We start from the raw sequence: 16,034 nt of genomic DNA, 5'->3' as shown, positions 1-16,034 counted from the left end.
GTTATCGATAGGTTAAGACTCCGAACGCAGCGCAATCTACCGACGCCGATCTGATTCGAACCGTTTACACAGGTAATAAAGAACTGGACGGGAGATAACGTGTAGGCAGTCGTTGCGGCCCGTTCCGTCGAGTAGACGGCTAGTTCCGTCGGGTAAACCAGAATTTCTTTCGGATAATAGTGTCTTAACGCGAGCCGTTCCACCGTTCGGAAGCGGGCGGTTGGTACGTTTCGACGACGACCACCCGTCGGAGCTCCCACCGAGACTACCGCTCCGGTCTGGAGCCGAGGGTCATCGTCTCGACAGTCTCCGCCCCGTTCCTGAGCAGCCGTAACTCGAGGTCCTCCCCGGGGCTCGTCTCGAGAGCGAGAAACGTCGAGAGCGCGTGACGGTCCGGAATCGGCTCGCCGTTCATCTCGAGGATGACGTCGCCGCCGACGGGGATGGACTCCCCCCGGCGTCTGGCGGATCGATCCGCTCCCTTCAGTACGCCGTCGGCCGGCCCGTCGGAGAGAACGCCGACGACGATGACACCGGTTGCCGCGTCCAGGTCGTTCTCCTCGGCGACGAGGCGGTCGACGGTTGCGAGCGTAATCCCCATGTAGGAGTGGTCGAACTCGCCGTCTTCGATCAGCGCCGGCACGACGCGCTCGGCCAGAGCAGCCGAGATCGCAAAGCCGATGTTGTTCCCGCCGCCAGCGTTGACGATCCCGACGACGTTCCCTTCGAGGTCGACGAGCGGGCCGCCGCTGTTTCCGGGGTTGACCGCCGCGTCGGTCTGGACGACGTTCGGAAACGAGAACTGCCGACCCGGCGCGTCGAGCGTGCGATCGACGCCGCTGACGATGCCCGCGGACATCGACCCTTCGAGGCCGTAGGGGTTGCCGATCGCGAGCACCTGTTGTCCGACCACGGGCCGTTGCTCGGTCAATGAAAGCGGCGTTGCGGCGTCCGGCACGTGGTCCGCCTCGAGGACGGCGATGTCGCTGTACCGATCGATGCCGACGAGTCGCGTCGCCGTCCAGTCGCCGTTTATATACTGGAGGTCGACCTCCTCGCCGTCCGCGACGACGTGTTCGTTGGTCACGATGTGTCGATCGTCGTAGAGAAATCCCGAGCCCTGACCGCGGCCTTCGCCCTCGGTGAGGGGATCCTCGACGCCGAACACTCGGACCTGCGTCACGGAGTCGATGATCGCGTCGTAGACGTCGGTGAACGCCGACCCGTCGGCGACGTCGCCGCGTTCGATCTCCGAGGACACGCCGCCCTCGAGAGCGCTGTCGCGCTGGGGTTCCGCACAACCGGCGAGAACGCCGGCGAAACCGCCGCCGGCCGCAGCGAGGAGGCGCCGACGGCTCAGATTAGGACCGTGCATATCCGACGGGTAGGACCACACCCTTTTGAACACCGGGGAAAGCAGGACGACACGACTCGAGGCGGACGACAGTTCCCTCAAGCGCCGGAACGGAACCCTCGAGCGTCGGGGCGCCAGTTCCCTCGAGCGCCGGAACGGAACCCTCGAGCGCCGGGAAAGGAAAACGTGTTACGCGCGGCCCCCCACCCTCGGCACATGATCACGGAAGACGCCCGCGAACTGCTGGCGACGGGAGCGGTCTGTGACTCCTGTCTCGGGCGGCCGTTCGCCGATCGGAGTTTCGGGCTGACCAACGCCGAACGCGGCCGGGCGCTCCGGACGACGGTCGCGCTGGCCGCCGACGACGATTTCGAACCGGACGAACCGACCAACTGCTGGGTCTGTGAGGGGTATTGCGGAACGTTCGACGCCGTCGCAGCCGCGGTCGTCGACGCCCTCGAGGGCGTCGAGTTCGCCACCTACCAGGTCGGCTCGCAGGTGCCGCCGCTGGTCGAGGAAAACGAGCGGCTGTTTCGGGAGGACGCCGGACTCGACCCCGAGGTCGGCGAGTCGATGAAACGCGAGGTGAACCGCGAGGTCGGCCGCCGCATCGGGGCGAAAACTGGCACCGACGTCGACTTCGACCGGCCTGACGTCCTCGCCGTCGTCGACCTCGCGGGATTCGATCCGCTCGAAACGCTCGAGTCGGATAGCGTGACGAGCCACGCGGTCGACGTACAGGTGAACCCAGCGTTCGTATACGGCCGCTACCGCAAACTCGAGCGGGACGTTCCCCAGACCGAGTGGCCCTGCCGAGAGTGTGGCGCCAGCGGCGTCCAACTCGGCGACGACGGCGAGGAGCCCTGTGACCACTGCGACGGCACCGGCTACATGTACGAGACGAGCGTCGAACAGGTCGTCAGACCGCACGTCGTCGAGGCGATGGACGGCGACGAGGGAACCTTCCACGGGGCCGGCCGCGAGGACGTCGACGCCCGGATGCTCGAGGAGGGTCGGCCGTTCGTGCTCGAGGTGAAACGGCCCCGCGTTCGCGATCCGGACCCGGCCGAACTCGAGCGCGAGATCAACGCGGCCGCCGAGGGTGCGGTCGAAGTCGACGGTCTCCGACTCGCGACCTACGAGATGGTCGAGCGCGTGAAAGAACACGACGCGAGCAAGCACTACCGCGCGGACGTCGAGTTCGGCGACCCGGTCGACCGCGAGGCCTTCGAGGCCGCACTCGAGGAACTCTCGGGCACCACCGTCGAGCAGTACACCCCCCAGCGCGTCGACCACCGGCGGGCGAACCTCACCCGCGAGCGGACCGTCTACGAAATCGACGGCGAACTGCTCGAGCCGACGCGTGCAGACGTCCGCCTCCACGGCGCTGGCGGGCTGTACGTCAAGGAACTCATCAGCAGCGACGACGGCCGCACGGAGCCGAGTCTCGCCGGATTGCTCGAGACCGACGCAGAGGTGACCGCCCTCGACGTCACCGGCGTCGAAGGGGAAGACGAGCCGTTCGAACGTGAGGCGTACTTCCGGGACGAGCCCCGCGAGGCGTAACGGCCATCTCGACCGGACCGGTCGCCGGGACGATAAAACGATTTATCGGCGGGCGTCCCACCGTGCCCGTATGCAATTCGGCGTCGACGAGGCAGGAAAGGGACCCGCCCTGGGATCGATGTTCGCCGCGGCCGTCTCCCTCGAGGACCCTGCGTACCTTCCCGACGGCATCGCGGACTCGAAGCGACTGACGCCGGACCGGCGGGAGGAACTGGCGGACGAACTGCGAGCGGACGACCGGATCGCCGTCGGCGTCGCCGAGATCACGCCGGCGCGGATCGATCACCCGGAGACGGACATGAACTCGCTGGCCGTCGAGGCCCACGCCGGAGCGATCGACGCCGCGCTCGAGGGATACGACGTCGTCCAGTCCGAAACCGACCCTATCGCCGGCCTCTGTGACGCCTGTGATACCGACGCCGAGCGGTTCGCCCGTCGAGTCGTCGGGGCGTGCTCGCTCGAGGCTGATTCCGGGCTCGACCTCGAAGCGCGCCACGGCGCGGACGACGAGTCGAAACTCGTCGGCGCGGCCAGTATCGTCGCGAAGGTCGAACGTGACGCCCACGTCACCGCCCTCGCCGAGGAGTACGGGGACGTCGGCAGCGGCTACCCGAGCGATCCGACCACCCGCGAGTTCCTCGAGTCCTACGTCGACGATCACGGTAACCTCCCGCCGTTCGCACGCGAGTCGTGGTCGACCTGTGCGGACGTGCTCGCCGACGCCGAGCAGACCGGACTGGGACAGTTCTGATACGGTCCGTTGTCCGTGAGTGCCGTGGGGCCGCGAATCGCCCTTGGTTGTACCGCTAACGCGGTACGACAGTCTCGATGACGTCCGTACGCATGACGCGTCCGCAACCCGAGCGGCGGATTCTTCCGTGTCACAGCGTGTCGATCCTGTGGTTTGATGTCTCGAATCCCCGTGAGGTACGTCCGTGATCGTCGTCCTTGCGCTCCTCGGGCTGGCCGCGATCGCAACAATCGTCGTCTGGATCGGCAGTACGTGGCTCGAGACGGCCGCCGATCGGATCGCGGTCGGCTACGGCGTTCCGGCCGTCGTCCAGGGGGCGATCATCGCCGCCGTCGGCTCGAGTATGCCGGAACTGGTGACCGTCCTCCTCGCGACGCTGCTGCACGGCGAGTTCGAACTCGGCGTCGGTGCGATCGTCGGCTCCGCGGTGTTCAACCTCCTCGTCATTCCCGGGATCGCGGCCCTCGCCGGACCCGGCGGGATGGAGACGGGGCGGGCGCTCGCGTACAAGGAGGCGCTGTTCTACATGCTGGCGGTCGCGACCCTCCTACTTACCTTCTCACTGGCAGTCATCTACAACCCGGTCGAGGGGGTCGGACTCCAGGGCGACGTCACCCGGCCGCTCGCGGCGTTTCCGCTGGTCATCTACGGCCTCTACGTGTTCACGCAGTACCTCGATACGGCCGAACACGAGGGCGCGGCCGATCCGACGGTGGATCGAACCCGCGCCTGGCTCCGCTTCGGGGCTGGGCTGGTCGTCATCGTGATCGGCGTCGAGGGGCTCGTCAGGGCGGCGATCGGCCTCGGCGAGGCGTTCGGCACGCCCGCGTTCCTGTGGGGGATGATCGTCGTCGCCGCCGGTTCGAGCGTCCCGGACGCGTTCGTCAGCGTCACTGCCGCCCGATCGGGTCGGCCGTCGGTCAGCCTCGCGAACGTCCTCGGGAGCAACGTCTTCGACCTGCTGGTCGCCGTCCCGGTCGGCGTCCTCGTCGCCGGCACCCTGACGATCACCTTCGCTCACGTCGTCCCGATGATGGGGTTCCTGCTTGCCGCGACGATCGTCTTCTTCGCGATCGTACGCACAGACATGCTGTTGACCGTGCGCGAGGCGTACGCGCTGCTCGCCATTTACGGCGTGTTCGTCGCGTGGCTCGTCCTCGAGAGCGTCGGTGCGACGGGGATCGTCCCGACCTGACGGTCGGGAGAGCGCTCGGGACGGAGAAAGCGACCCCACAATGGAGGTGTAAAACGAAATCGTCCGGGGGGTTACTTGTCCGTCAGCAGACGCTGAAGGATGTCACCGTAGGCCGGTCGAGTGATGAGCACGCCGATCAACACGCCGAGGATCGTGATGATCGCGAATCCGCGGAGGTCGCCGAGGCTCAACACCGCAAGCGGCGACAGCGCGATGATCGTCGTCGCCGCGGCGGCCCCGATGATCCAGAACGCCTTCCGGAACCGGGACTCGAACACCCGACTCGAGTTGACGTCGCCTTCGTCCATCACCTCGTCGGCGATGATGACCAGGTCGTCGACCCCGGTCCCGACGACGGCGATGAACCCGGCGACGTGGGAGAGATCCAGCGGCATGCGTATCGCCGCGGCGAAGCCGAGCAGGATGACCACCTCGGCCATCGCCGTGAGGAACATCGGTGCCGCGACCCGCGGGTTCCGGTATCGCAGGAAGATCATCCCGCAGACGGTCAACACCGCGAGCCCGCCGATGATGATCGAGTACAGCTGGAACTGCTGGGCCTGCGTCGGCTCGACGGAGTACGTCTGCTCGCGGCTAAAGTCGAGCGGAGCCTCGAGTGCGCCGGAACGCAGGTTGACCGCGAGGTGGTGGGCGTCTTGCTGGGTCGGAACGATCATCTGGAACGTCGGGTCGTTCACCCACGTCTGTGCGTGCATGTTCTGGCCGAGGTCGCCGCCCATCCGGTGAACGTCGACGATATCGTCGTCGACCATGGTGAGCAGACACCACTGCGGGTCGTCGTGCTGGTCGTCGAACTCGCCGGTCGTCCGATCGAACCGTTCGTTGGTGTGACAGCGCTCGAGCCCTTCGCTCGTGAATCCGAGCTCACGCATCGACTCCTGGTACTCCATTGCGGGGCTGTTGCCGTCCTCGTCTTCGGTCGCGTCGACGGTGACCGGGACGTAGTGGTAGCCCCGCTGGTCGTTGTACGACGCCGTTCCCGGTTCGGCGATCTGGTCGCCTTGAAGGACGGTGGTGTTGGTGTGGCCGCCGTCCTCGGCGGGGTGGTACGCGACGATTCGGACGTCACCACGGTCGCTCAACAGCTCACGGAGCTCCTCGGGGCTCATGCCGGGCACCTCGGTGACGATGTAGTACTGTCCGCCGAGGGTCGCTTCCTGGTAGGTCTGTCCGCCGGAGAGACCGGCCTCGTTGATGCGCAACTCGATCGTATCGAGAATCGAGTCGCGGGTCTGCTGGGTGACGCCGTCCTCGATGTCGTCCTCGGTGACCCCCTCCACGCCGGCCGACTGCAACGCCTCCGCGAACTCCGCGTGACTCACGTCGGCGGAGAATATCTCCGCAGTGTAGCGGTTGTTGTCCTCGTGGAACCTGACTCGCGTGTCGGCCGACTCGAGATCGGCGTTTTCGTACTCGTACACTGCGAGCGCCTGTGCCACCTCGCGTTGCTGGTCGTGTTCGATGTCGATGTCGGCGGTCATCCCGATCGGCGGCGCGCTCACCCGCGTTCCGCCCTCGAGTCCGAGACCGTACTCGATGTTCGACGCGCCCTGGTCGACGGTCTCGTTTTCGCCGGCCAGCGAGTCGTCGGCGATGATTCCGCCGGGGATGAACAGGGCGACGAGCGCAGCGCTGACGAAGGCGATGATCAGGATCAGCCGCCAGTACTCTTTGACGAACGCTTTCGGCCCCATTACGATCTCACCCCCTCGAACTTGTACCAGCGAAGGAGACTGACGTTTAGCATGTACGTGTTCATCAGGTCGGTCGCGAGGCCGACGAAGAGGATGATGCCGATCGACGCGAGCAGTTCGACGCCGAACAGCGACGCCGCGATCCCCATGACGAGCATCGCCATCATCGACGTAACCGTCATCGTGATACCGGTCCGGGTCGCCCGGTGAACGCTCTCGTAGAAATCACCGCTCCGTCGGAGGATGTGGTTGTTCAACAGGATGTCCGAGTCGACCGAGTATCCGATCAACATCAACAGTGCGGCGACGGTTCCCAGCGAGAGCTGAATGCCCGCAAGCGACATGAACGCGAGCGGGATCACGATATCCGAAAACGCCGAGGCGACGATCGCGATCGACGGGACGAACGTCCGAAAGAGCAAGAACGCGAGGACGCTCATTCCGAGAAACGCGACGGCGATCCCCAGCAGCGCGGTCTGCTGGGCCTGCTGGGCGAAACTCGGTGAGGCCGTCGATTCGGACTGGACGATCGACGCGTCTCCGTCGGCCTCGAGGTTCGATTCGGCCTGATCACTCAGTCCCTGGATTATCCCCTCGTCTTCGATGCCGGCGAACTGCACCGTGTACTGATTGTCGACGCCCGGTGCCTGGATCGCCTGGATCGAATCGGGTTCGCGATCGAAGGCGTTCCGGATCTCCTCTTCGGACGACGTCGTCTGGATCGTCAGTTCCGCTCCGCCGGCGAAGTCCATCCCCAACTGGACCGGCGCTCCGGTCAGGAGAAACGACCCGCTGAGGACGAGCAGTGCAACCGCGAGAAGCGCAAGTGGCACCGCCGCGAGCTGGCGGTTGCTGTACCGGGTGTACTCTATCTCCGGTACGTCGAAATACCCCATGTATCGGACCACTGGCAGTCAGCCGAAGTAAGCCTTCTCAATTTCCTCAGCATATTTCACATCAGTCGTGTGCGGAATTTACGAGGGGCTAAAGAGTCTCGAGCCCGTACAGACGGGTATGACGTCCAATTCGAGCCGTTCCGGCGACCGACTCGAGGAGCGCGCCGACGAGACGCGAGCGGGGACGCCGTCGGCCGATCGCGTCGTCGTCTCGTATCCGGCGGACCTCTCGGAGTGGGGACGGTTTCAGGTCGAGAAACCGTCGTTCCGCGCATTCTTGCGAAAGACCCGCGAGAGCGCCCGGGAAGGTGACCTGTGGGAGGAGTTCGTCGGCGTCGGGTGCTGTGGCAACACGCTCGACGTTCCGTTGCGCGTCGAACGCGTCGATGGCGGAGCGACGATCGCAGACGAAACGACGATCGAGTACGAGGTCCGTGACGCCTGTGGACTCGATGGGAGCTGGCGGGTCCAGAGCGCAGGCGGGCCGAGTCGAACGTAAGTTTCCGTACGATTCGGGGTTGCTTCGGACCACTCGAACTCGCTCCGATCTACTCGAGTCCGGCCACTCGAGGACGATACGACCCACTCGAACTCGTTCTGAACCACTCGAGTTCGGCCACTCGAGGACGATACAGCCCACCCTCGACGGTACACTTCGTACGTGCGACGGTACATCGGACGGATCGTTCACCGGTCTGCGATACACTCACAGGTCGTCGCGGCCTCCGGGAAGACGGACAACGGTCCGTCTCAGTCGGGGAGATACCGGACGCTCACCACTCCGTCGTCGGCCGACCGGCGCACTTCGACGCGGACCGCCTCGAGTCGTGCCGCCCGTGCGATCGTCTCGTCGTCCTCGAGGATATCCCTGGCAGCGTCGTCGACTTCACCATCCGGAACCCGGAGGACGTGGACCTCGCCGGTTCCGGCTCGCTCCTCCCGGTGAAGGTCGCCGACGGCCGCGTCGGCCGCCAGATCTTTCGAGTGCTGAGTCGGTTCGAGGTCGCTGTCGACCAGGTCGACCGACCGACGGTCGTCGACCTCGATCACCTGCCAGGTGACCTCGAGCGGGGGATCGGGTGCGAGCGTCGCCTCGACGACGTCCTGGACCTCGAGGCCCGGGTTCGACGCGAGGGTGTGGACCTGTGCGGTCTCGACGTCCCGGACGACGGCCGACTCGGCTTCGGCGTGGGTGACGACGAACGTCCCCGTCTGTTCGCTCATACCGGCTCGTAGGGCCGGGGCCGTTTTCGGGGTTTCGTCTCCGGTCGGTCGTCACAGACGCAGACGGCCCGAAGACGCCAGCGCGTGGCGCAACCCCTTTAGCCCCGGCGAACGCCTTCTCGGCCATGGACGTCGACATCGGGAACGCGCTCGCGTCGGTGGCCTCGCCGGGCGTCTCGAGGGAGGGGCTCGAGCGCCTCGACGAGCGGGTCGCCGTGGCTCACGAGCGCATCGAGCGGGGGATGGAAAACCGGGAACACGGCTACGAAGCGTTGAACTTGCCGAACCGGACCGAGCCGGACGAAATTCGGACCGCCGTCGAACCGGTCGCCGGCCCCGACACCGAGACGCTGCTCACGATCGGCATCGGCGGAAGTGCACTCGGCGCGGCGACGATCACGAACGCGCTGGCGGACGAGGGGGACACAGAGGCGATCTACCTCGACAACGTCGATCCCGAGTGGGTCTCGAGTCACCTCGAAGGGGCATCACTCGAGCACACCGCGATCAACGTCGTCTCGCGGTCGGGCACCACGGCGGAGACGCTGGCGAACTTCCTCGTCGTCCGCGACGCGTTCGAGTCGGCAGGCGTCGACTGGACCGAGCGGACCATCGTGACGACCGGCGAGTCTGGCCCGCTGCGGGACCTCTCGGACCGTCACGATCTCCCGGCGTTGACGGTCCCCGACGGCGTTCCGGGCCGCTTTTCCGCCCTCTCCGCGGTCGGCATGGTCGCCGCCGCGGTCTGTGGCCACGACCCCGAGGCGCTGCTCGAGGGCGCGGCCGCCGAGGCCGACTCGCTTTCCGGCTCGCTGTTCGAGTGCCCGGCCTACGCCTACGGCGCGACCAGTTACGCTCTCGACGCCCGCGGAGCGGGGACGAACGCGATGATCCCGTACGCGGAGTCCCTCGAGACCTACGCGGAGTGGTTCGCTCAGCTGTGGGCCGAGAGCCTCGGCAAGGACGAACTCGGCCAGACGCCGGTTCGCGCCCTCGGCGTCACCGACCAGCACTCCCAGCTTCAGCTCTACCGGGCCGGCCCGCGTGACAAGCTCGTCACCTTCGTCAAACCGCGGACGGGGCCGGATCGCCCGATCCCAGAAACCGACGTGGACGACCTCGCGTACCTCGGCGATTCGACGCTCGGCGAGCTACTCGAGGCCGAGTTCGAAGCGACGGAAGCGAGTCTGGCGGCCGCCGGCCGACCGAACGTTCGCGTCGAACTCGAGTGCGTCGACGAGTACGAACTCGGCGGGCTGCTGTACGGGATGGAGGCCGCCTGCGTGCTCGCGGGCGAGCTGTACGGCGTCGAGACGTTCACCCAGCCGGCGGTCGAGTGGGCGAAAAAGGCAACGCGGGGACTACTGGGTGGCGGCGAGTTCGACGAAGCGGACGCCGTCACCGAAAAGACCGAACTCCGCGTCGAGCGGTGACGCCTAGTGGCGTCCCAACCCTGAACTGATGAGCGAAATCATGCGGTGTGGTTCGATTTCGCTCATCAGTCGACGTTTGGGAGGGTACTAGAGTGGCCACTGGAGACGGCCCCAGGAGGGCGACTGATATTCACACAGTTCCGTCCGACAGTATCAGAACGAACGGAGTGAGTGATACGGATTACTGTCACTGTTTACCGGCGCACCCGCCGCCCTGGTCGCGGGTGCGCCGGTAAGGACTGACAGTAAACCGTATGAGAACCGCGGATGCTGCGCTCGGTGTGTTCATCGTTGCAGTTGTTACTATCCCGACCGAACGGCCGCTTCGAGCGGCGAAAGACAGTACCAACGGAACCGATTTACGATCGGGTGGTCGTCCCGTCTGCCGGTCGGTCGGCGTCCCGGGTCCCGCTCGAACACCGGTCGTTGGCCGGTTGCGGAGGTCCTATGAGGCCTCGCTCGAAATCGTACGTATGACCGAGACTGCACGGTCCGACGCGGTCTCCGTTCCGTCCGCCGTCGTCCCCGGAATCGGGATCTTCCTCTCGGCCGTGGTGCTCGCCACCCTGTTCGTCCCCGTCAACCGCGGCGTCGACGATCCGGCGATCTGGGCGTCGGTCGGGTTCGCGACCGTCGCCACACTCGCCTTTCTGGTCGGCGCGACAGCCGTGGCCAATTCACGGACAAGCGGCTGGATCGGGGCGGCCTCGAGCACCGTCGTCGTCTTGCTCGTCGGCTACGCCCTGAATCAGGGGATCACCGCACCGGTTTCAGTTCCGCTCGTCTCCACCCCGGCACCGCTGCTCTTCGCGACGTTCTGTGTCGCAGGACTGGCCACCGGAATCGGAGCGGCCTACGCCGTCGGAGTCGATATCACCGGGCTCGTGGTTCGAAGTGCCTATACGGCACTCCTTTCGGCAGTCGGTGCCGTCGGCCTGGTCAGCGCCCAGTTCGCGACGCTCTTTCTGTTGCTCCCGATCGTACTCGCCGCCGGCATGCCGTCGATGCCCCAGTTTATGGTCCTCTCCCAGATCGGGATGGCCGTTGGAACCGGCGTCGTCGCGGGAGGATATCTCCTCGTCCGCCAGTTCGACCTGTCGTATATCGACCTCGAGATTCCGTCGAAGCGCGACGTTCTCTGGACCGTCGGCGGCATCATCGTCCTCTTCGGTGCGCTGTTCGTGATTTCGACCGTCTTCTACACGACCGGCGTGGAGAGTTCCGACCACGGAACCGCCCAGCAGGCCGAGGAGAACCCCGAGATACTGCTCGTGTTGATCCCCGCGTCGTTGCTGGTCATCGGCCCGTTCGAGGAGTTGCTCTACCGGAACGTAATCCAGAAATCGCTGTACGAGACGTTTTCGCGCTACGGTGCCGTCGTCGTCGGGAGCGTGATCTTCGCTGCCGTCCACGTACTCGCGTACGCCACTGCCGGCGTGGGAGAGGTCATCGCGAGTCTCGGCGTCGTGTTCGGACTCTCGATCGTCCTCGGAATCATCTACGAACGAACCGAGAACCTTGTCGTACCGGCGCTCATCCACGGCGCGTACAACGCCATCCTCTTTGCGAACCTCTATCTGAGCGTCGCCTGATACGGATTACTGTAACTGTGTACCGGCGCACCCGCGCCCCGGGCGGCGGGTGCGCCGGCAATGATTACAGTAAACCGTATGACCGCCTGGACACTCGAGACGCGAATTCAGTCAGTTTCCGCCTCAGACGCGAATTCGGTCGGTTTCCGTCTCAGTTCGGGTTCTTCCGGGCGAGCGCGGAGCCACAGATCGGGCACCGATCTTTCTCCTCGTCGAACTCCCGTCCACAGCCCTGACACTGGAAGTGCCAGTGGCGCTGCTCGTCGATCCCCTCCCGGGCGATCACCTCGACGTCGACGTTGAGTTTCTCGGCGACGTTTTGCATCGCGTAGTCGTCGGTCACCAGCGTTCCGTCGAGTTCGAAACTCGCGGCGACGAGTCGAACGTCGGTTTCCGAGAGCACCTCGAGGTCGCCGGACTCTCTGGCCGCGCGCTCGACTTTCTCCGTCGTATCATCGTTCGGAATGTGGATGTGCATCCCGGAGCCCTCCATCGCATCGTAGCGATAGGCGCTTTCGTCCTCGAGTTCGTCGCGGACGAGCGGGATCGTCGACGTCTGTCCTGTCGTGTGAAAGTCGTGAATAAAAGCCGAGGAGTCGAGAACGTACATACCGTTAGCGCTTGACGACGATGTAATCTTTCACCGCCTGAACGCGGCTGACAGGGACGAGAAATCGGCCGGCGTCGTCGATGTCGAAGTCTACTGTCTGGGTCGGCACCTCTTCGTCGGGTTCGACGATGAGATCGTGCAGACCACCGGTTTTGAGGTCCATCGTGATGTTATAGAGCAATCCGAGCTCGGTGCCGTCGGATCCCATGACGGACTTCCCCGAGAGGTTTTCAGCGAGTATCTCGCTCATGCATACTCGTATTTACTAATCGGTATTAAAAACACGGGACGCGTTGTATCAACACCCCCACATCACTCGAGACGGTCCGGGCAGGAACCCTACGGTATCGGTCTCCCGACCCCAATCGCGGTCCGCGAACCGACGGCGCCGTGACGATGGGTTTAACTACCGGCCTGCGGACGTCTAGACAAGACCTTCTCTGGTGGTTTACCATGTCGGAACCGGATTCAGACACTCTCGACCCCTCATCCCTCAGAACGCCGATCGTGGCCGTCCTCGGACACGTCGACCACGGCAAGACGAGTCTCCTCGATAAGATCCGCGGCTCCGCGGTTATCGAGGGCGAAGCAGGCGCGATCACCCAGCACATCGGGGCGACCGCCGTCCCGCTCGACGTCATCTCGTCGATCGCAGGAGATCTGGTCGATCCAGACGACTTCGACCTCCCCGGCCTCCTGTTTATCGATACGCCGGGCCATCACTCCTTTACGACGCTTCGCTCGCGCGGTGGCGCGCTCGCGGACATCGCCATCCTCGTCGTCGACGTCAACGACGGCTTCCAGCCCCAGACGCTCGAGGCGCTCGATATACTCAAGCGGTCGCAGACGCCGTTTATCGTCGCCGCGAACAAGATCGACACCGTCCCCGGCTGGAACCCGAACGAAGACTCGCCGATCAACGCGACCTACGACGCCCAGAGCGACCGGGTGAGTTCGCGACTCGACGAGAGCCTCTATGAGATCATCGGCAACCTCTCGGACGAGGGATTCTCCGCCGACCTCTACTGGCGGGTCCAGAACTTCCAGCGCAACGTCGGCGTCGTCCCCGTCTCGGCGATGACCGGCGAAGGCGTGCCCGACCTGCTCGCGGTCATGATGGGCCTCTCCCAGCGGTACATGAAAGAGGAGATGGAGATCGACGTCCAGGGGCCGGGCGTCGGCACCGTCCTCGAGGTCAAAGAGGAGAAAGGATTCGGGACGACCATCGACACCGTTCTCTACGACGGGACGATCCGGGCCGACGACGAGATCGTCGTCGGCGGCCAGAACGATCCGATCGTTACCGAGGTTCGCGCGTTGCTCCAGCCCCGGCCGCTCGCCGAAATCCGTACCGAGAGCCGCTTCGAAAAGGTCGAGGAGGTCTCGGCCGCGGCCGGAATCAAAGTCGCGGCACCCGATCTGGCGGATGCGATGGCCGGCGCGCCGGTACGGATCGTTCGCGATCGTGACCTCGAAGGGGTACGCACAGAAGTCGAAGCCGAACTCGCCGACATCGCCGTCGACACCGAAGAGCAAGGCGTCGTCGTCAAAGCCGATACCCTGGGGAGTCTGGAGGCGATGGCCGACGCGCTGTCGGAGGCGGAACTGCCGATCGTGCGCGCGGAGGTCGGCGACGTCGCCCCGCGGGACGTCTCCGTCGCGTCGACGGCCGAGGATCCGAAACAGCAGGTGATCCTCGGGTTCAACGTCGACACGGTTTCGGACGCCGAACGCCGGGCCGAAAACGACGACGTCAGGATTTTCACCGACGAAGTCATCTACCAGCTGATCGACGAGTACGAGGAGTTCGTCGACGAACTCGAGCGTGCCCAGCAGGATACGATCCTCGAGAACATCGTTCGACCGGCCCGATTCAGGATCCTCCCGGATCACACCTTCCGCCAGAACGACCCCGCCGTCGTCGGCGTCGAAGTGAACTCCGGAACGCTGCAGAACAACACCCACGTCGTCAAGTTCGACGGCAACGAGCCCGAACGCGTCGGTCAGGTCAAAGGCATTCAGGAACAGGGTGAGGACATCGACGAGGCCCGCGCCGGCAACCGCGTCTCGGTCGCCATCGACGGCCCGACCGTCGGCCGCCAGATCGAAGAGGACGACGAGTTGTGGACCCAGATCCCCGAAAAGCACGCGAAGATCTTAGAGCAAGAACTCGCGGGCGAGATCCCCGGCGACGAACTCGAGGCGCTGAACATGTACCTCGAGAAACTCCGCAAGCGCGATCCGTTCTGGGGGAAATAAAAAATCAAATTCCCGATATTCTTTTGGGATATCGGACGAGAACGGAGGGTATGGTTTCCCGTGAAAACAAAGTCGTAGGTGGGTTCGTCGTGGTCGCAATGGTTCTCACTTACGGAGGATTTTGGCTGACCGATTTATCCTCAGAAATGCTGATGGGAGTGCTGATTTTCGTTGGCGTCGTCGCACCGATGGTCGTGAACAACTATCTCGATAACAGAGAATCCGTCTGATCGAGCCGCTGTGTGCACTTTGTAAGTACGCCAGCGTTCACTTCTGGGGCAAGTAAGCAGACGCTGCGAGCGTGTTATCGAGCTGTTTTCGTGGATTTCACCCGCATCTATCGACCATCGACAGATCGCCGGAAAACGGTTCGTCGATCACGTCGAACTCCGCCCGGATCATCGCTTCCCCTTTCTCGTGATCGACGTCGTCACCTGCGACGTGCGCTCGCGGTTGGTTCCGGACGCTGGGCTCCCAGTGACCGCGGACTTCTGTCCGCCCGTCGCGTGGAAACAGTCGCGCGTGCAACTGCCAGTCCCCATCGTCGGATAGCCGAACGAGGTTGCCGCGTTCGTAGACGACCTCGTCGTCACGCTCGTACGCGTGGAGGTACGACAGGTAGTATTCGGAGAACCCGCGCCGTTTGAACTCCGTAATCGCGTCTGCCGGGGGCATATCGAGCACGCCGATGTACCCTGCCTCCGACGGCGTACAGACGGCGAGCGATTGCGGTACGTAGTCGTTCAACTGCTCGTAGGAGAGACGCGCCGCCGTCGTTCGAACCGACGACGGTGACGCGACGTGGGCGACTCCGCCGGCCGTAAGCACTCCGGCACCGGAAACGGCCAAAAACTTCCGCCGATTCATCGGCTAAACCACTGTTACGGCGGAGTAAACGCGTCAGGATGCAATTATTCACCCATTATAGCAACAGCTGAAATTAGTCACAGACCGCACACAGACAGCGCCCGGAGAACGGGGTGTTCCGTCAGGTCTCCGGGCGTTGTCTGTTGGATGGAGTACAGTGACGTTCAGTTGCTTAGGGAAAACGCTCGATCCCAACTCGCGCGCCGCCGTCGACGGCCTCGAGCGGGTCGGTATCAGTCACCCGTGCGACGACGGTCACCGGCGAGGCGGCCCGGGGTTCGTCGTCGACGCTTGCTGGCGTCGGCCCCCAGAACAGACAGAGTTTGTTCCCGGGCGGCCAGTAGGCGATCGCCCCTTCTGGAACTGCCTCGCGGGCGTTCTCGGCGGGTACGTCGACCGGCACGTCGAAGTAGAGTTCGTCGCCCCACCGAACCGCCTCGCCCGCAACCGGGAGCGCGCCCTCGAGTGCGTCTCTCGTCTCCGGCGCGTCGCCGGTCCAGTTCGCCTCGAGGGAGATCCCGTCGACGATAACTCGAAGGTCGGCCATACGGGAGCGACGAAGCGCGGTCACT

Annotated in this window: 16 protein-coding genes; 8 read left to right on the top strand and 8 right to left on the bottom strand. The window is 64.7% G+C overall.

Going from position 1 to position 16,034, the window contains the following annotated elements:
* Nucleotides 1-265: 265 nt before the first annotated feature.
* Nucleotides 266-1,375 (bottom strand): S1C family serine protease, encoded by a 1,110-nt coding sequence (locus EA473_RS16465; protein ID WP_124196744.1) that lies wholly within the window; start codon nucleotides 1,373-1,375, stop codon nucleotides 266-268.
* A 195-nt stretch (nucleotides 1,376-1,570) separates the two neighbouring features.
* On the opposite strand from EA473_RS16465, the gene EA473_RS16460 reads away from it, so the two are divergent.
* The 3 genes from EA473_RS16460 to EA473_RS16450 all read left to right on the top strand — a co-directional run bounded on the left by EA473_RS16460 (nucleotide 1,571) and on the right by EA473_RS16450 (nucleotide 4,866).
* Nucleotides 1,571-2,920 carry a tRNA pseudouridine(54/55) synthase Pus10 gene (locus EA473_RS16460; protein WP_124196743.1) on the top strand — a complete coding sequence of 450 codons (1,350 nt, stop codon included), beginning with the start codon at nucleotides 1,571-1,573 and terminating at the stop codon, nucleotides 2,918-2,920.
* A gap of 70 nt (nucleotides 2,921-2,990) precedes the next feature.
* Complete coding sequence (gene rnhB, locus EA473_RS16455; RefSeq protein WP_124196742.1) at nucleotides 2,991-3,671, top strand: ribonuclease HII; 681 nt, start codon at nucleotides 2,991-2,993, stop codon at nucleotides 3,669-3,671.
* Between the two features lie 184 nt (nucleotides 3,672-3,855).
* Nucleotides 3,856-4,866, top strand: coding sequence for a sodium:calcium antiporter (locus EA473_RS16450; RefSeq protein ID WP_124196741.1), 1,011 nt, complete (start codon nucleotides 3,856-3,858; stop codon nucleotides 4,864-4,866).
* Nucleotides 4,867-4,937: 71 nt separating this feature from the next.
* On the opposite strand, the gene EA473_RS16445 is transcribed toward EA473_RS16450, so the two are convergent.
* Together EA473_RS16445 and secF are read right to left on the bottom strand one after the other, a co-directional pair.
* On the bottom strand, nucleotides 4,938-6,581 hold the full coding sequence (locus tag EA473_RS16445) for a preprotein translocase subunit SecD (protein ID WP_124196740.1): 1,644 nt from the start codon (nucleotides 6,579-6,581) through the stop codon (nucleotides 4,938-4,940).
* A complete protein-coding gene (gene secF, locus EA473_RS16440; RefSeq protein ID WP_124196739.1) occupies nucleotides 6,581-7,477 on the bottom strand; it encodes a protein translocase subunit SecF in 897 nt (298 codons plus the stop codon). Before secF ends, EA473_RS16445 begins: the two co-directional genes overlap by 1 nt.
* A gap of 118 nt (nucleotides 7,478-7,595) precedes the next feature.
* On the opposite strand from secF, the gene EA473_RS16435 reads away from it, so the two are divergent.
* Nucleotides 7,596-7,976, top strand: coding sequence for a hypothetical protein (locus EA473_RS16435; RefSeq protein ID WP_124196738.1), 381 nt, complete (start codon nucleotides 7,596-7,598; stop codon nucleotides 7,974-7,976).
* Between the two features lie 251 nt (nucleotides 7,977-8,227).
* On the opposite strand, the gene EA473_RS16430 is transcribed toward EA473_RS16435, so the two are convergent.
* Nucleotides 8,228-8,701 (bottom strand): DUF5812 family protein, encoded by a 474-nt coding sequence (locus EA473_RS16430; protein WP_124196737.1) that lies wholly within the window; start codon nucleotides 8,699-8,701, stop codon nucleotides 8,228-8,230.
* Between the two features lie 125 nt (nucleotides 8,702-8,826).
* Here EA473_RS16430 and EA473_RS16425 point away from each other — a divergent pair, with 125 nt between their 5' ends.
* Together EA473_RS16425 and EA473_RS16420 are read left to right on the top strand one after the other, a co-directional pair.
* Nucleotides 8,827-10,134 carry a glucose-6-phosphate isomerase gene (locus tag EA473_RS16425; RefSeq protein WP_124196736.1) on the top strand — a complete coding sequence of 436 codons (1,308 nt, stop codon included), beginning with the start codon at nucleotides 8,827-8,829 and terminating at the stop codon, nucleotides 10,132-10,134.
* A 473-nt stretch (nucleotides 10,135-10,607) separates the two neighbouring features.
* Entirely contained in the window at nucleotides 10,608-11,726 is a 1,119-nt protein-coding gene (locus EA473_RS16420; RefSeq protein WP_124196735.1) for a CPBP family intramembrane glutamic endopeptidase, read from the top strand.
* A gap of 151 nt (nucleotides 11,727-11,877) precedes the next feature.
* Here the strand turns inward: EA473_RS16420 and EA473_RS16415 are convergent, their stop codons facing one another.
* The gene (locus EA473_RS16415; protein WP_124196734.1) at nucleotides 11,878-12,336 is read right to left on the bottom strand and encodes an NOB1 family endonuclease; all 459 of its coding nucleotides are present in this window, start codon (nucleotides 12,334-12,336) and stop codon (nucleotides 11,878-11,880) included.
* Between the two features lie 4 nt (nucleotides 12,337-12,340).
* Nucleotides 12,341-12,586 (bottom strand): PRC-barrel domain-containing protein, encoded by a 246-nt coding sequence (locus EA473_RS16410; protein WP_124196733.1) that lies wholly within the window; start codon nucleotides 12,584-12,586, stop codon nucleotides 12,341-12,343.
* A gap of 203 nt (nucleotides 12,587-12,789) precedes the next feature.
* On the opposite strand from EA473_RS16410, the gene infB reads away from it, so the two are divergent.
* Together infB and EA473_RS16400 are read left to right on the top strand one after the other, a co-directional pair.
* Nucleotides 12,790-14,595, top strand: a complete 1,806-nt coding sequence (infB, locus tag EA473_RS16405; RefSeq protein ID WP_124196732.1) for a translation initiation factor IF-2 — start codon at nucleotides 12,790-12,792, stop codon at nucleotides 14,593-14,595.
* A gap of 50 nt (nucleotides 14,596-14,645) precedes the next feature.
* Complete coding sequence (locus EA473_RS16400) at nucleotides 14,646-14,825, top strand: hypothetical protein (protein ID WP_124196731.1); 180 nt, start codon at nucleotides 14,646-14,648, stop codon at nucleotides 14,823-14,825.
* A 97-nt stretch (nucleotides 14,826-14,922) separates the two neighbouring features.
* Here EA473_RS16400 and EA473_RS16395 read toward each other — a convergent pair whose 3' ends face one another.
* Both EA473_RS16395 and EA473_RS16390 read right to left on the bottom strand, forming a co-directional pair.
* Nucleotides 14,923-15,462 carry a hypothetical protein gene (locus tag EA473_RS16395; protein WP_124196730.1) on the bottom strand — a complete coding sequence of 180 codons (540 nt, stop codon included), beginning with the start codon at nucleotides 15,460-15,462 and terminating at the stop codon, nucleotides 14,923-14,925.
* A 172-nt stretch (nucleotides 15,463-15,634) separates the two neighbouring features.
* Nucleotides 15,635-16,009 carry a cyclophilin-like family protein gene (locus EA473_RS16390; RefSeq protein ID WP_124196729.1) on the bottom strand — a complete coding sequence of 125 codons (375 nt, stop codon included), beginning with the start codon at nucleotides 16,007-16,009 and terminating at the stop codon, nucleotides 15,635-15,637.
* Between the last annotated feature and the right edge of the window lie 25 nt (nucleotides 16,010-16,034).

This window comes from Natrarchaeobius chitinivorans, assembly GCF_003841505.1.
Classification (GTDB): Archaea; Halobacteriota; Halobacteria; order Halobacteriales; family Natrialbaceae; genus Natrarchaeobius; species Natrarchaeobius chitinivorans.
Note: the sequence above shows the minus strand (reverse complement) of the source record. Positions and strands in the feature narration are given on the sequence as shown.

Coding starts and splice junctions, on each gene's coding strand:
- EA473_RS16465 (WP_124196744.1), bottom strand. CDS start 1,375: ATGCACGGTCCTAATCTGAGCCGTCGGCGCCTCCTCGCTGCGGCCGGC.
- EA473_RS16460 (WP_124196743.1), top strand. CDS start 1,571: ATGATCACGGAAGACGCCCGCGAACTGCTGGCGACGGGAGCGGTCTGT.
- rnhB (WP_124196742.1), top strand. CDS start 2,991: ATGCAATTCGGCGTCGACGAGGCAGGAAAGGGACCCGCCCTGGGATCG.
- EA473_RS16445 (WP_124196740.1), bottom strand. CDS start 6,581: ATGGGGCCGAAAGCGTTCGTCAAAGAGTACTGGCGGCTGATCCTGATC.
- secF (WP_124196739.1), bottom strand. CDS start 7,477: ATGGGGTATTTCGACGTACCGGAGATAGAGTACACCCGGTACAGCAAC.
- EA473_RS16435 (WP_124196738.1), top strand. CDS start 7,596: ATGACGTCCAATTCGAGCCGTTCCGGCGACCGACTCGAGGAGCGCGCC.
- EA473_RS16430 (WP_124196737.1), bottom strand. CDS start 8,701: ATGAGCGAACAGACGGGGACGTTCGTCGTCACCCACGCCGAAGCCGAG.
- EA473_RS16425 (WP_124196736.1), top strand. CDS start 8,827: ATGGACGTCGACATCGGGAACGCGCTCGCGTCGGTGGCCTCGCCGGGC.
- EA473_RS16420 (WP_124196735.1), top strand. CDS start 10,608: ATGACCGAGACTGCACGGTCCGACGCGGTCTCCGTTCCGTCCGCCGTC.
- EA473_RS16415 (WP_124196734.1), bottom strand. CDS start 12,336: ATGTACGTTCTCGACTCCTCGGCTTTTATTCACGACTTTCACACGACA.
- EA473_RS16410 (WP_124196733.1), bottom strand. CDS start 12,586: ATGAGCGAGATACTCGCTGAAAACCTCTCGGGGAAGTCCGTCATGGGA.
- infB (WP_124196732.1), top strand. CDS start 12,790: ATGTCGGAACCGGATTCAGACACTCTCGACCCCTCATCCCTCAGAACG.
- EA473_RS16400 (WP_124196731.1), top strand. CDS start 14,646: ATGGTTTCCCGTGAAAACAAAGTCGTAGGTGGGTTCGTCGTGGTCGCA.
- EA473_RS16395 (WP_124196730.1), bottom strand. CDS start 15,462: ATGAATCGGCGGAAGTTTTTGGCCGTTTCCGGTGCCGGAGTGCTTACG.
- EA473_RS16390 (WP_124196729.1), bottom strand. CDS start 16,009: ATGGCCGACCTTCGAGTTATCGTCGACGGGATCTCCCTCGAGGCGAAC.